At 72.9% G+C, this 12,500-nt stretch carries 13 protein-coding genes; 7 read left to right on the top strand and 6 right to left on the bottom strand.

Going from position 1 to position 12,500, the window contains the following annotated elements:
* Nucleotides 1-23: 23 nt before the first annotated feature.
* A complete protein-coding gene (locus ACA514_RS11675; protein ID WP_375041077.1) occupies nt 24-410 on the top strand; it encodes an SCO5389 family protein in 387 nt (128 codons plus the stop codon).
* On the opposite strand, the gene ACA514_RS11670 is transcribed toward ACA514_RS11675, so the two are convergent.
* On the bottom strand, nt 379-1,395 hold the full coding sequence (locus ACA514_RS11670) for an LLM class flavin-dependent oxidoreductase (RefSeq protein ID WP_375041076.1): 1,017 nt from the start codon (nt 1,393-1,395) through the stop codon (nt 379-381). The genes ACA514_RS11675 and ACA514_RS11670 overlap by 32 nt on opposite strands.
* Before the next feature lie 213 nt (nt 1,396-1,608).
* Between ACA514_RS11670 and ACA514_RS11665 the strand changes: the two genes are divergently transcribed.
* From ACA514_RS11665 to ACA514_RS11650, 4 genes are all read left to right on the top strand, one after another.
* Nucleotides 1,609-3,195: a 3-hydroxyacyl-CoA dehydrogenase family protein gene (locus ACA514_RS11665; RefSeq protein ID WP_375041075.1), complete on the top strand. Its 1,587-nt coding sequence runs from the start codon at nt 1,609-1,611 to the stop codon at nt 3,193-3,195.
* Between the two features lie 27 nt (nt 3,196-3,222).
* Entirely contained in the window at nt 3,223-3,561 is a 339-nt protein-coding gene (locus ACA514_RS11660; protein ID WP_375041074.1) for an ATP/GTP-binding protein, read from the top strand.
* 27 nt (nt 3,562-3,588) lie between these two features.
* Nucleotides 3,589-4,311, top strand: a complete 723-nt coding sequence (locus ACA514_RS11655) for an alpha/beta hydrolase (protein WP_375041073.1) — start codon at nt 3,589-3,591, stop codon at nt 4,309-4,311.
* A gap of 116 nt (nt 4,312-4,427) precedes the next feature.
* Nucleotides 4,428-5,219, top strand: a complete 792-nt coding sequence (locus tag ACA514_RS11650) for an alpha/beta fold hydrolase (RefSeq protein ID WP_375041072.1) — start codon at nt 4,428-4,430, stop codon at nt 5,217-5,219.
* A 39-nt stretch (nt 5,220-5,258) separates the two neighbouring features.
* Here the strand turns inward: ACA514_RS11650 and ACA514_RS11645 are convergent, their stop codons facing one another.
* From ACA514_RS11645 to mce, 3 genes are all read right to left on the bottom strand, one after another.
* Nucleotides 5,259-6,719, bottom strand: a complete 1,461-nt coding sequence (locus tag ACA514_RS11645) for an AI-2E family transporter (protein ID WP_375041071.1) — start codon at nt 6,717-6,719, stop codon at nt 5,259-5,261.
* Between the two features lie 156 nt (nt 6,720-6,875).
* Nucleotides 6,876-8,213 (bottom strand): DivIVA domain-containing protein, encoded by a 1,338-nt coding sequence (locus ACA514_RS11640; protein WP_375041070.1) that lies wholly within the window; start codon nt 8,211-8,213, stop codon nt 6,876-6,878.
* A 424-nt stretch (nt 8,214-8,637) separates the two neighbouring features.
* On the bottom strand, nt 8,638-9,060 hold the full coding sequence (gene mce, locus ACA514_RS11635; RefSeq protein WP_375041069.1) for a methylmalonyl-CoA epimerase: 423 nt from the start codon (nt 9,058-9,060) through the stop codon (nt 8,638-8,640).
* Nucleotides 9,061-9,166: 106 nt separating this feature from the next.
* Here mce and ACA514_RS11630 point away from each other — a divergent pair, with 106 nt between their 5' ends.
* Nucleotides 9,167-10,357: an acetyl-CoA C-acetyltransferase gene (locus tag ACA514_RS11630; protein WP_375041068.1), complete on the top strand. Its 1,191-nt coding sequence runs from the start codon at nt 9,167-9,169 to the stop codon at nt 10,355-10,357.
* Nucleotides 10,358-10,369: 12 nt separating this feature from the next.
* Here the strand turns inward: ACA514_RS11630 and ACA514_RS11625 are convergent, their stop codons facing one another.
* Both ACA514_RS11625 and ACA514_RS11620 read right to left on the bottom strand, forming a co-directional pair.
* Nucleotides 10,370-11,065 (bottom strand): DUF4230 domain-containing protein, encoded by a 696-nt coding sequence (locus ACA514_RS11625; protein WP_375041067.1) that lies wholly within the window; start codon nt 11,063-11,065, stop codon nt 10,370-10,372.
* Nucleotides 11,066-11,099: 34 nt separating this feature from the next.
* Nucleotides 11,100-11,897 (bottom strand): DUF2127 domain-containing protein, encoded by a 798-nt coding sequence (locus ACA514_RS11620; RefSeq protein ID WP_375041066.1) that lies wholly within the window; start codon nt 11,895-11,897, stop codon nt 11,100-11,102.
* Between the two features lie 273 nt (nt 11,898-12,170).
* Between ACA514_RS11620 and ACA514_RS11615 the strand changes: the two genes are divergently transcribed.
* Nucleotides 12,171-12,494, top strand: a complete 324-nt coding sequence (locus ACA514_RS11615) for a DUF3817 domain-containing protein (protein WP_375041065.1) — start codon at nt 12,171-12,173, stop codon at nt 12,492-12,494.
* The last annotated feature ends 6 nt before the right edge of the window (nt 12,495-12,500 follow it).

Below are 12,500 nucleotides of genomic sequence, written 5' to 3'. Positions count from 1 at the left end.
CCGTCTGCGAAAGGACCCCCGCAATGTCTCTCGACGTGACCCCGGAACTCCTGGAGACGGCCCGGCAGGGCGAGGTCGGCGACAAGGAGTTCGTCGAGTGCGTCAGGACGTCCCTCCCGTACGCCTGGGAAATGATCAGCGGCCTGGTGGCGCGGCTGCAGGTGGACGGCGGCGAGTTCGCCGACAACCTGACGCCGCCGCCGGACGAGCGGGCCCGCGGCCAGTTGCTGCGCGTGCTGGCGAGCGACGCCATGCGCGGGGCGCTGGAACGCTACTTCGGAATGAAACTGGCGTTCCAGAACTGCCATCGCGTCGCGGTCTTCCCGTCCGCCGATTCGGCGGCGTACCGCACGTTCGTCACGGCGCGCGAGCAGATCCTCAATCAGTCCCCCGAACTCCGCGACTGCTGAATCGCACTGCGGCGCGGACTTTCGGGAGTACCTGTTCGCCCAGCCGGGTGATGTTGTCGAGGGTCGCTCGGTGCGATCCGGCGGCCTCGACCAGCAGGATCAGATGACGGATCCCGGTGCGTTCGGCGGTCGCGGCGAGCGACGCGGCGCAGTCGTCGGGGGAGCCGACGGGATGCAGGTCGCACAGGTGGCGGGTGTAGGCGACGGGGTCGCGGGACGGGCGGGGACGGCCGTCCACGGGCACGTATCCGTCGAGGCCGGGGCCGAGCCAGCGCGGCATCTCGGCCAGCAGGGTCCGGACGGCCTGCTCGCGGGTGTCGGCGACCTGCGCGAGGTGCGTGGAGATGTGCGGCAGATCCGGGAGGCCGTGGCGTTCGACGGCGGCGGCCTTCTCCGCGTCGCCGACGTGCATTCCCAGAAGCATCGGCAGCCCGCGTTCCGCGGCGATGGCCTCGGTGGCCGGAGAGGTGCAGGCCACCGAAACCGGTGGCGGCACGACCGGCCGCGGCACGACCGGAACTTCGCGGAACGAGAAATGCTCGCCCCGCCAGCCGAGCCGTTCCGATCCCAGCCATGCGAGCAGCAGGTCGAGTGATTCGGCGAAGCCCTCCTCGTAACGGCGGAGCCCCGTTCCGAACACCTCCAGATCCCGCCAGGGGCCGCCGCGTCCGACGCCCAGGCGGAAACGTCCGCCGGAAAGCAGTGACAGCATCGCCGCCTGTTCCGCGAGTGCGACGGGGTGCTGGTTGGAAAGGACGCTGACGGCCGTCCCGACATGGATCCGGCGGGTCGAGGCCAGAAGGTGACCGGCCATCAGCGGCGCGGAAGGGATGACGCCGTACGACATGAAATGGTGCTCGGCCAGCCACACGTCGTCGAATCCGGCCTTCTCGGCGGCGACGGCGGCCTCGACCGTGCGAGTCAGGGCGGCGGCGTCGCCCTGACCGGGATAGCGGGCGGCGAGCAGGAAGATTCCGAAGCGCACCTTCCGGTCGTACCCGGCACCGGACCCGGCCGTACCCCGGCACCGGACCCGGCCGTACCCCGGCACCGGACCCGGCCGTACCCCGGCACCGGGCCCGGCCCTACCCGGCACCAGACCCGGCCGTACCCCGGCACCGGGCCCGGCCCTACCCGGCACCAGACCCGGCCGTACCCGGCATCCGGCGGTCCCCGGCGCTCTGGGAGACTGCCGTGCATGACTGGTGGTTCGTTCAGCAGGGTCGGGGTCGTCGGACTGGGCACCATGGGCGCGGGCATCGCCGAGGTGCTGGCGCGCGGCGGCCTGGCGGTCGTCGGCGTCGAGGTGAACCAGGACGCGCTGGAGCGCGGCCGCGGCCATCTGGAGAAGTCCACGGGACGCGCGGTGAAGCGCGGCAGGCTCACCGAGGACGCGCAGCGCGAGATCCTCGGCCGCGTCGCGCTGTCCACCGACTTCGCGGACCTCGGCGACTGCGACCTGGTCATCGAGGCGGTGCCGGAGCGCCTCGACCTCAAGCGCAAGGTGTTCGCGACGCTGGACGAGGTGTGCCGCGCCGACGCGGTGCTGGCCACCAACACCTCGTCGCTGTCGGTGACCGACATCGCGGTCACCACGAACCGCCCCACCAAGATCGTCGGGGTGCACTTCTTCAATCCGGCGCCGGTCATGAAGCTGGTCGAGGTCATCCGCACGGTGCTCACCGAGCCGGCGGCCGTGGACCGGGTCGCGGCGCTGGTGAAGGACCTCGGCAAGACGCCCGTCACCATCGGCGACCGCGCCGGGTTCGTCGCGAACCGGCTGCTGTTCGGCTACCTCAACCAGGCCGCCGGGATGCTGGAGTCCGGGCATGCGACCCGCGACGACATCGACACCGCGATGACCAAGGGCGCCGGGCTGCCGATGGGCCCGTTCACCCTGATGGACCTGATCGGCCTCGACACCTGCCTGGAGGTGCTGGAGGCGATCCACGCCGAGACGCGCGACCGGCGGCACGCCCCGTCCCCGCTGCTCCGCGAGCTGGTCACCGCGGGCCTGCTCGGCCGCAAGACCGGCCGCGGCTTCTACGACCACGGCGCACCCGAGAAGGAAACGCCGACGGCGCCGGACGGTCCCGCGCCCGTCGTCGGGATCCTCGGCGTCGGCGCCCTCGCGGACGCGTTCGCCGCGCTGTGCGACCGCGCGGGCGCGCAGGTCCGCGACAGCGCCGCCGGCCTCGCCGGCTGCGACCTGGTCGTCGAAGCGTCCGGCGACGCCGCCGCCGGGCGCGAGCTGCTCGCGCTCGCCGCGCAGGCCGCCGGGCCGGACGCGGTCCTCGCCGTCACGTCCGCGACCGTCCCGGTGGTCGAGCAGGCCGTGGCGAGCGGGCGGCCCGCCGACGTCGTCGGCCTGCACCTGCCGGACCTGCCGTCGACGGACGGGGCGGGCGCCCTCGCCGAGATCGCGGAGACCGTCGCGACCGGCCCCGGCGTCGCCGACCGCGCCGCCGACCTGGCCGGGCGGCTCGGCCTGACCGCCGTCCGCTGCCGCGCCCGCGCCGGGTTCATCGTGGACGCGCTGCGCTTCCCCTACCTCAACGACGCCGCCGCGATGCTCGGCGCCGGATACGCCGACCCCGATTCGATCGACGCCGCGATGACGCTCGGCTGCGGCTACCCGACCGGCCCGATCGCCGACCTGGACCGCCTCGGCATCGACCGCGCCGACGCCGTCCTGCGCGCCCTGTACGCCGAGACGCGCGAACCGGCCCTGGCGCCCGTCCCGCTGCTGACCGAGCATGTCACCGCCGGCCGCCCGCTCCGCTGAACATCCGCGGCTGAATATCCTGGGCGCATGAGCCCCCGCAAGAACCGCCGTGCCGTATCCGGAAAGCCCGCACAGGGCGGCGGAGGCGGCGGGACCGGCGGGGGCGGCGGCTGGGCGCAGCGGACGGAGGACGGACCGGACGGCGAATGGATCGTCCGGTCGGTCACCGGGGCCGCGGCGGTGAAGGCGTACCGCTGCCCGGGGTGCGACCACGAGATCCCGCCGGGCGTCCCGCACGTCGTCGCGTGGCCGGCGGGCGAGCGCGGCGGCACCGACGACCGGCGGCACTGGCACAGCCCGTGCTGGAACGCGCGCGCCCGGCGGGGACCGCGCGTCCAGCGGAGCCGGAACGCGCCCCGCTACTAGCCCCGCATGAGCGAGTGAGGGAGTCCGATGGCGGAGATCAGGGCGGCGACGGTGCTGCCGGCGCGGCGCGAGGAGATCACCCTGCACACCTCCGACGGGCTGCGGCTCGTCGGGGAGCTGGCGCTGCCGCCGGACCGGCCGCCGGCCGCGACCCTGGTCTGCCTGCATCCGCTGCCGACCGCCGAGGGCATGATGGACAGCCACGTGCTGCGCAAGGCGTCCTTCCGGCTGCCCGCGCTCGCCGGCCTGGCCGTCCTGCGGTTCAACACGCGCGGGACGACGTCGGCGCGCGGCACCAGCGAGGGCGAGTTCGGCGAGGGCGAGACCGAGCGCTTCGACGTGGCGGCGGCGCTGGAGTATACCGAGTACCACGACCTGCCGCGGCCGTGGCTGCTCGGCTGGTCGTTCGGCACCGAGCTCGCGCTGCGCTGGGGGCTGGACCCGCTGGTCGAGGGCGCGATCCTGCTGTCGCCGCCGCTGAAGCGGGCCGGGGACGCCGACCTGGACGCCTGGGGCGCCGACGGGCGGCCGCTCGTCGCGCTCGTCCCGGAGTTCGACGACTACCTGCGCCCGGCGGAGGCCCGCGAGCGGTTCAAGCGCGCGCCGCAGGCGGAGGTGATCGGGGTGGACAAGGCCAAGCACCTGTGGGTGGGCGAGCCCTACGTCCGGACGGTGCTGAACGAGATCGTCCGGCACGTCGCCCCGGACGCGTATCCACTCCCCACGGAATGGGACGAACCGGACAGGTAAACTCGCGCGGCCGATCGCGGCCACTCCGCCCCGCCGCCTCCGATACGGGGTAACGATGACCTAGCCGTCGCGTTGCCGCGGCGGCGTTTCGGGGACGCGGACGTGAGGAAACCTGTATGACCGTGCAGCTGTACGCCAGGGACGTCGGTTCGGGGACACCCCTCGTCCTGCTGCACGCCTTCCCGCTGTCCTCGGCGATGTGGCTGGAGCAGCGGCAGGGCCTGGCGACCCGGTTCCGCGTCGTCACCCCCGACCTGCGCGGGTTCGGCGGCTCGCGGCTCGGCACCGACGAACCCTCGATCGACGCGATGGCCGACGACGTCGCGCACCTGTTCCGCCGCCTCGGCCTGCAGCGCGCCGTCGTCGGCGGCCTGTCGATGGGCGGGTACGTCGCGATGGCGCTGTGCCGCCGCCACCCCGACCTGGTCCTCGGCGTCGTCCTCGCCTCCACCCGCGCCGCCGCCGACACCGACGCGGTGCGGGAGAACCGGCTGCGGCAGGCCGACGCGATCGACCGCGACGGCACCGTCCAGGTCCTGCTGGACGAGCTGCTGCCCGGTCTCGTCGGGCCGACCACCTACCGGCAGCGCGCCCTCGTCTACGGGCGCGTCCGCGGGCTCGTCCAGGCGACGCCTCCGCCGGCCGCCGCGTGGGCGCAGCGCGCGATGGCCGGGCGCCCGGAGGCGTTCGAGACGCTGCGGGGCCTGAAGGTGCCCGCGCTGGTGATGGTCGGCGACGAGGACGCCATCGCCACCGAGGACGAGGCGCGCGCCATGGCCGACGCCCTGCCGAACGCCGAGCTGCTCGTCATCCCGCGCGCCGGGCACCTGTGCGCCGTCGAGCAGCCCGACCTGTTCAACCAGGCCGTCGCCGAGTTCGCCGCCGCGCTGGCCCGCACCACCCGCTGACCCGCGCCGCCGCTCCCCACCCGGCCGCGCCGCCGTCCGCTACAGCGTCTCCTGCCTCGGCAGGACCACCTCGCGGATCAGCAGCGAGATCGCCGCCGCGGTCGGGATCGCCAGCAGCGCGCCGACCACGCCGAGCAGCGCCGCGCCGACCAGCGCCGCGACGATCGTCACCGCGGGCTGGACGTCGACCGTCCGCTTCATCACCCGCGGGTACACCAGGTAGTTCTCGACCTGCTGGTAGATGACGTAGAACACCACGCAGGCGATGAGGTCGGCGGTGGTGCCGGTCAGGAACGCGACCAGGCAGACGATCACCGCGCCGATCGTCGCGCCGATGAGCGGGACGAGGTCGGTCACCGCGACGATCAGCGCGAGCGCCAGCGCGTACTTCACCCCGAGGATCGACAGGAAGATGTAGGAGGACAGCCCCGCGATGAACGCGATCGTGAACTGGCCGGCGACGTACCCGCCGATCCGGTCCAGGATCTCGTCGCCGAGCAGCGCGACGCGGGCCCGGCGCGTGCGCGGCGCGAGCTGGTAGAAGAACGTCTTGATCTGCGGCAGCGAGCTCATGAAGTAGAGCGTCAGGATCAGGATCGTGAGGGTCTGGAAGACCCCGTTGATCGCGACCTTGCCGATGCCGGTGGCGGTGTCGGTGAGCCCGTTCTGGAAGCCCGGGCTGTTGACGGCCTTCTCCGCGCGGTCGAGCAGCCCGTAGCGCTTGTCCCAGTCGGCCAGCGTCTTGTTGTTCTGCAGCTGGTCGACGAATTCGGGGATGTTGTGCCGCAGCTCGGTCACCTGCTCGGTGACGGGCTGGACGAGCGAGGCGACGAACCCCGCGAAGAACAGGATCACGATCAGGAACACCGTGCCGACCGCGGCGCCGCGCGGCAGCCCGAGCCGGCGCAGCCGCTCGACCGCCGGGTTGAGGCCGACCGCGAGGAACATCGCCACCACGATCATCACGAGCACCGACTTGGCGTTCGTGGCGGCCTTCACCAGCATCCACGCGGTGATCACGCCGAGCGCGGCGGTGAACCCGAACACGAACGGGTGGGCGCGGCCGAGCGGCTGGCCGGGCCGGCCGAACGGGAACAGCGGGTTCACGCCGGCCTCCCGGCGGCGCTGCTCCACGTCGTGCGCCGGGTCCGGCGCCTCCGGGTCCGGCGCCGCCGCGCCCGGTGCCGTCGGGGCGGGCGCTGATGACCCCGCCGCCTTCGTGCCGGTCGCCTCGCCCGCGGGGGGCGCCGGTGACCAGCCGTCCGGCGGCGCCGGGCGCGTCCGCGGCCCGCCGGTCGCCGGGTCGAGCTCGCCGGCGGGTTCGGTCTCGGCCGCTTCCGGATCGAGCGCGCCGCTGGGCGCCGCGGCCTCCGCGGCCTCCGCGTCGTTCTCCGTCCGGTCGGCGGGCGGCGCGGGCTCGGGAACCTTGCCGGCGGTGCCGGTGCGCCCCTTCCCGGGCGCCGCCGCCGGCCGGTCCTCGTCGGGGGTGTCGTCGGCCACGCCGCTCTCCTTCGCCGTCCTGCCGTTGGTCGGTCACGGGTCCGGACGGAGGGCCGCCGACCACGCGCTACCGGTGTAGACGCCGGAAAGCCCGGAGACGTTTCCGCCTCCAGGCTCTCCGTCGCACGCCGCCGGGCCGTCAGCCGGCCCGGCGGGTCACTCCTGCCACCAGTCCTCGTCGTCCTCGTCGGACTTCTTGGCCTGGGCCTGCTTGGCGGGCGCCGCCTTGCCGGCAGGCTGGGCGGGCTGCTGCGGCTTCGGCTGGGCCTGCTGCGCCGGGGCCGGCTTCGGCTCGGCGGCCGGGATGGCGGCCTTCTCCGGCGGCGCGGCCAGCTCGGGCTCGCCGCCCATCGCCGGGGCGACGCCGCCGATGAGCTGGCGCAGCTGGTTGAGGTGGCTGGTGATGCTGTCGCGCTGCCGGGTCAGCTCGTCGACCTGGCGCTGCGCGGCGGTCCGGACGCGGTCGGCCTCGGCCTTGGTCTCGGCGAGCAGCTGCTCGGCCTGCGACTTGGCCTCGGCGATGACGTTGTCGGAGTTCTTGCGCGCGTTGGCCATGAGCTGCTTGGCGTGCGAGTCGGCCTCGCGCCGGGTCTGCTCGGCCTGCTGGGTCGCCTTGGCGGCCCGCTGCTCGGCGGACGCGGCGCGCTGCTCGGCCTCGGCGACCAGCTTCTGGGTGGCGGCCTGCGCGGCGGCGTGCCGCTCGGCGTCCTGCCGGTCGGCCTCCTCGCGGCGGGCGGCCAGCTGGATCTCGAACTCGGCCTCGGCCTGCGCCCGCTGCGCCTCGCTCTCCTCCAGGATGCGCTGGGCCTGCGCGCGCATCTCGTCGGCCTGCCGCTTGGCCGTCGTGAGGATCTCGTCGCGCTCGCGCTTGGTGGACGCGCGCAGCTGCGCGACCTCGCGCTCGGTGGTGGTGCGCAGCTTGGCGATCTCGCGCTCGGCGCTGGCCCGCTTCTCGGCGACCTCGTGGTCGGCGGTGGCGCGCAGCTTGGCGACCTCGCGCTCGGTCGTGGAGGTCAGCTCGTCGGCCTCGCGGCGGGCGGAGGTGCGCACCTCCTCGGCCTCGCGCTCGGCCGCGTTGCGCATGTCGTCGCCCTCGCGCTGGGCGTTGGCGCGCAGTTCGGCGGCGTCGTTCTCGGCGGTGGCGCGCTGCTCGGCGGCGTCGACCTTCGCCGCGGCCTTGATCTCGTTGGCCTCGGACCGGGCGGCCTGGACGAGCTCGGTGGCCTGCTCCTCGGCGAGCCGCAGCAGCTGCTCGATGCGGGCGCCGAGACCGGAGTAGGTGGGACGTTCCTGCTCCTGCAGCTGACGGTGGGCGTCCGACAGCTCCCGCTGCAGGGCCTGGGTCTGCTCGCGTGCCTGCCGGCCCTCGTTCTCGAGCTGTTTGATGTGCTCGTCGACCTGGTGCCGGTCGTAGCCACGGAGCACCACGTCGAAATCGCGCGGGGGCGTGTCCTCGAAGAAGTTGCTGAGCTGGGCGTCGATGTCGGACTGCATAGGGCTCAATCCTGATGTGACGGGGCTACGGGTGGTTCCGGGGACCGGTTGATCGCCTGGCATGAACGGGCGCCATGAACGTGCGCAGTGCCCCAGACCTCTTCCGGCGAATGAAGCGTACTCCGGACACTGCCGTGTTGGGGGCTCATCTTGACGCGCTGCGTGGTTTGTCCCGGTTTGCGGTTACGGCCTCCGGTGCCCCAGGTGCCCAGGTACGGGGGCCGCAAATGCACCAGATGTGTCCGAATGCTCACAGAGCGGCGGTCTTGCACCCCGCCGTCCCCGAGGTGATATCGAACACGTCACGATCCGGTCGCGCCCGGGCCGCGCGCGCGCCGGACCGCGCCCGCGCACGCACAGTGCCCGCGCGGTGCCCGCACAGCGCGCCGGTCCCGCCGGACCGCGCGGCCCCCGGGCCGCCCGGCTACGCCTTCTGGACCAGCTCGGTCAGCACCCCGTGGCAGTCCTTCGGGTGCAAAAAGTTGATCAAGGAGCCCATGGAGCCGTTCCTCGGCGCGTCGTACAGCACCCGGACGCCCTTGCCGGCGATCTCCGCCGCCTCGTCCGCGACGGCCTGGTCGGTGCCGAAGGCGATGTGGTGCACGCCCTCGCCGTTCTTGGCCAGCCACTTGGCGACCGCCGAGTCGTCCCGGATCGGCTCGATGAGCTGCAGGTAGCTCGCGGCCCCGTCGCCCGTCTCGTTGATCTTGAGCATGCACTCCCGGACGCCCTGCTCCTCGTTCACCTCGAAGTGCGCGTCGGTGAAGCCGTAGGTCGCCCGGTAGAACGCGACGGTGGCCTCCAGGTCGTGACAGGCAATGCCGATGTGGTCGATACGGGTCAGCATGGACGTTTCTCCCTACGGACGGCCAGACAGGGGCGAACGGAAGCGTGCGCCGCTTCCCTGGGTATGGTGGCAAACGTCGCCGCAGCACCACCCTGGAGGCCCCCTCATGACCGCCACGTCCGTGATCGTCGCCGGAGCGCGCACCCCCGTCGGGCGCCTGCAGGGCGCGCTGAAGGACTTCTCCGCCGCCGACCTCGGCGCGCACGCGATCAAGGCGGCGCTGGAGCGCGCGGGCGTGGCCGGCGACCAGGTGCAGTACGTGATCCTCGGCCAGGTCCTGCAGGCGGGCGCGGGGCAGATCCCGTCCCGGCAGGCGGCGGTCAAGGCCGGGATCCCGATGAGCGTCCCGTCCATCACGATCAACAAGGTCTGCCTGTCCGGGCTGGACGCGATCGCGCTCGCCGACCAGCTGATCCGGGCCGGCGAGTTCGACATCGTGGTGGCCGGCGGCATGGAGTCGATGACCCAGGCCCCGCACCTGCTGCCGAAGTCCCGCGCCGGCTACAAGTACGGCTCGGTCGAGGTCCTCGACCACATGGCCTACGACGCGCTGACCGACGCGTTCGACGGCGTCTCCATGGGCGAGTCCACCGAGAAGTACAACGCCAAGCTCGGCATCACCCGCGAAGAGCAGGACGAGTTCTCCGCCCGCTCCCACCAGCGCGCCGCCGCGGCCATCAAGAACGGCGTGTTCGACGAGGAGATCGCGCCCGTCGAGATCCCGCAGCGCAAGGGCGACCCGATCGTGTTCGCCAAGGACGAGGGCGTGCGCGGCGACACCACCGCCGAGTCGCTCGCCCGGCTGCGCCCCGCGTTCAGCAAGGAGGGGACGATCACCGCCGGGTCGTCCTCGCAGATCTCCGACGGCGCCGCCGCCGTCGTGGTGATGTCCAAGGCCAAGGCCGAGGAGCTCGGCCTCAGCTGGCTCGCCGAGATCGGCGCGCACGGCAACGTCGCCGGCCCGGACAACTCGCTGCAGTCCCAGCCGTCCAACGCCATCAGGCACGCCCTCGGCAAGGAGGGCCTGAGCGTCGACGACCTCGACCTCATCGAGATCAACGAGGCGTTCGCCTCGGTCGGCATCCAGTCGATGCGCGACCTCGGCGTCGGCCCCGAGAAGGTCAACGTCAACGGCGGCGCCATCGCGCTCGGCCACCCGGTCGGCATGTCGGGCGCCCGCATCGCGCTGCACCTCGCCTACGAGCTGAAGCGGCGCGGCGGCGGCGTCGGCGCCGCCGGCCTGTGCGGCGGCGGCGGGCAGGGCGACGCGCTCGTCCTCCGCGTCGCGAAGGCGTAGCGCCGAGCGCGCTCACTGGGCGTTGGGCTGCTGGACGGTGACCGTCTTGAAGCCCAGCGCCCTCAGCATGTTCTCCAGCATCCGCTTGGTGTTGGCGTCGGCCTGCGCCGCCAGCCTGCTCTCCTGCGCCGCCGTCTGGATCTTCTGGCTCGCCAGGACGTAGAGCTGCTGCTGGTTGTCCGGGTTGCTGCTGAAGAAGTCGCCGAACCGGTCGAACAGGCCGCGCTCGGTCGCGTAGACGTAGCTGCGCTTGGTGTCGAGGTTCGTCGGCTCCAGCTGGGCGTGCGGCAGCGTGATGGTCGCGGACGTCCGGTCGGAGTTCACCTTGATCGCGCCGGAGGCGATCCTGGAGAAGTCCACGTAGGCGTCGACCGAGCCGTTGCCCACGAACAGGGTGCGCTTGCCGCGCAGCGAGGACGGCAGGAACTTCGCGTCCTTCTCCAGGTCCACGACGACCTGGAAGTTGCCGCTGGCGGCCTCGTAGCGGTTCAGGTCGCGGATCGACTGCAGCAGCACCGGGCCGCTGCGGTCCTTGGTCTCCTCGTGGAACGGGTTCAGCCAGTGCGGCAGGCCGTCCACCGCCCGCTGCACGACGATGACGACCGCGATGGTCGCCACGACGAGCACCAGGGCGGTGAGGAAACCGCGCCGGGGGACGGGTCGCACGCGCTGGGGGGCGGGCTCGCGGGCCGCGTCGTTTTTCGGCATGTCCCCCACATTCCCGTCCTTAGCGGCCGCTCACCTATCCCGGCGACCCGGCGGCCGGACGCGGCGCGTGGGAGAGGTCCGGATCGGCCGCCGCGTGCTCCACCTCCAGCAGCGACTCGCTGCGCAGATGCGCCTCATGGGCGGCCCGGCCGCCGCGCACCCCGAACAGCCGTTTGGTGACGATGATGTAGACGATCAGACCGATGTTGATGGCCAGCGCGCCGACCCGCAGCACGGTGACCTTCTCGGCCAGCTCGTAGATCTCGACCGGCAGCCCGAAGCAGGTCGCCACCACCGCGAAGTACTCGCCCCAGCGCTGCAGCAGCCACAGCCCGACCGCCTCGATGATCTCGATCGCCGCGTACACCAGCAGCCCGACCGCCAGCCAGCGCAGCGTCCGCTCCTCCAGCCCGAACACGTGCCGGATCGAAGTGATGACCTTGGAGTGGTCGAGGTCCCAGCCGAACTGGTCGGCGATCGGGCGCAGCAGCGGGATCTCCTTCTCGAAGACCTCCTGGACCGAGCCGCGGCTCTGCGCGAACCGCCACACCCCGTACGCCGCCACCGCCACGATCAGCCCGCGGATCAGCCGCTCCACCGCGAAGAACCGCATGATGAACGCGTCCCGCAGCTCCTTGCCCCGCTTCACCAGCGGCGCCCGGTCCGCCGGGCCCGAGCCGTGCGGTTCGCCGTGCACGTACGCGCCGCAGCGCAGGCACCGCCACGCGGCTCCGACGGGGGACGACACGAGCAGCCGCTCGCGCAGCGGCTCCTCGTCGGGCGCGTAAGTGATGTGCCCCTTGCGCGCACAAGTCAGCAAGCTCCAGTCCACCCGCACACCCTAATGTCTGCATTGCCCTTGGCGTCAGGCGCTGGAGCGCCCTCCTTCGGCGGGCAAAGCGGCGATCGCTGCATCGCTCCGACTCGCCCTGGGGGCTCGCTGCGCGATCGGATTCTCGCAAGCTCGAATCCGGCTCCGCTCGCGATCGCAACGGTCGGGGCCGTCGCGGGCCGGGGAGACCGGCCGGTGTGTGTGAGCCCGGTGTGTGAGCAGGGCCATAGGGGGGTGGGAAACCGGGGGGGGGGGCGGGGCGTTGAGGGGTCCGTGGACATCGTGCGTGCATTCCGCGTCGTCTCGATAGCCGAGGCGACCTCCTTCCTGGTCCTGCTGCTGATCGCCATGCCGCTGAAGTACGGCGCGGACCTGCCGGTGGCGGTCCAGGTGATGGGCCCGATCCACGGGATCCTGTTCCTCGGCTACGTCGGGCTGGCGTTCGTCGTCGGGGAGAAGCTCGGCTGGGGGCTCAAGCGCACCGTCCTCGCGCTCGTCGCGGCGGTGCTGCCCGTCGCGCCGTTCTTCGTCGAGCGGCACTGGGCCAGGCCCGCCGGCGCCGGCCGGACGGAGCCGCAGCCCGCCGGGCGCGCCTGAACTTCC

The organism is Actinomadura sp. NTSP31, from assembly GCF_041951385.1.
Taxonomy (GTDB): Bacteria; Actinomycetota; Actinomycetes; order Streptosporangiales; family Streptosporangiaceae; genus Spirillospora; species Spirillospora napierensis.
Note: the sequence above shows the minus strand (reverse complement) of the source record. Positions and strands in the feature narration are given on the sequence as shown.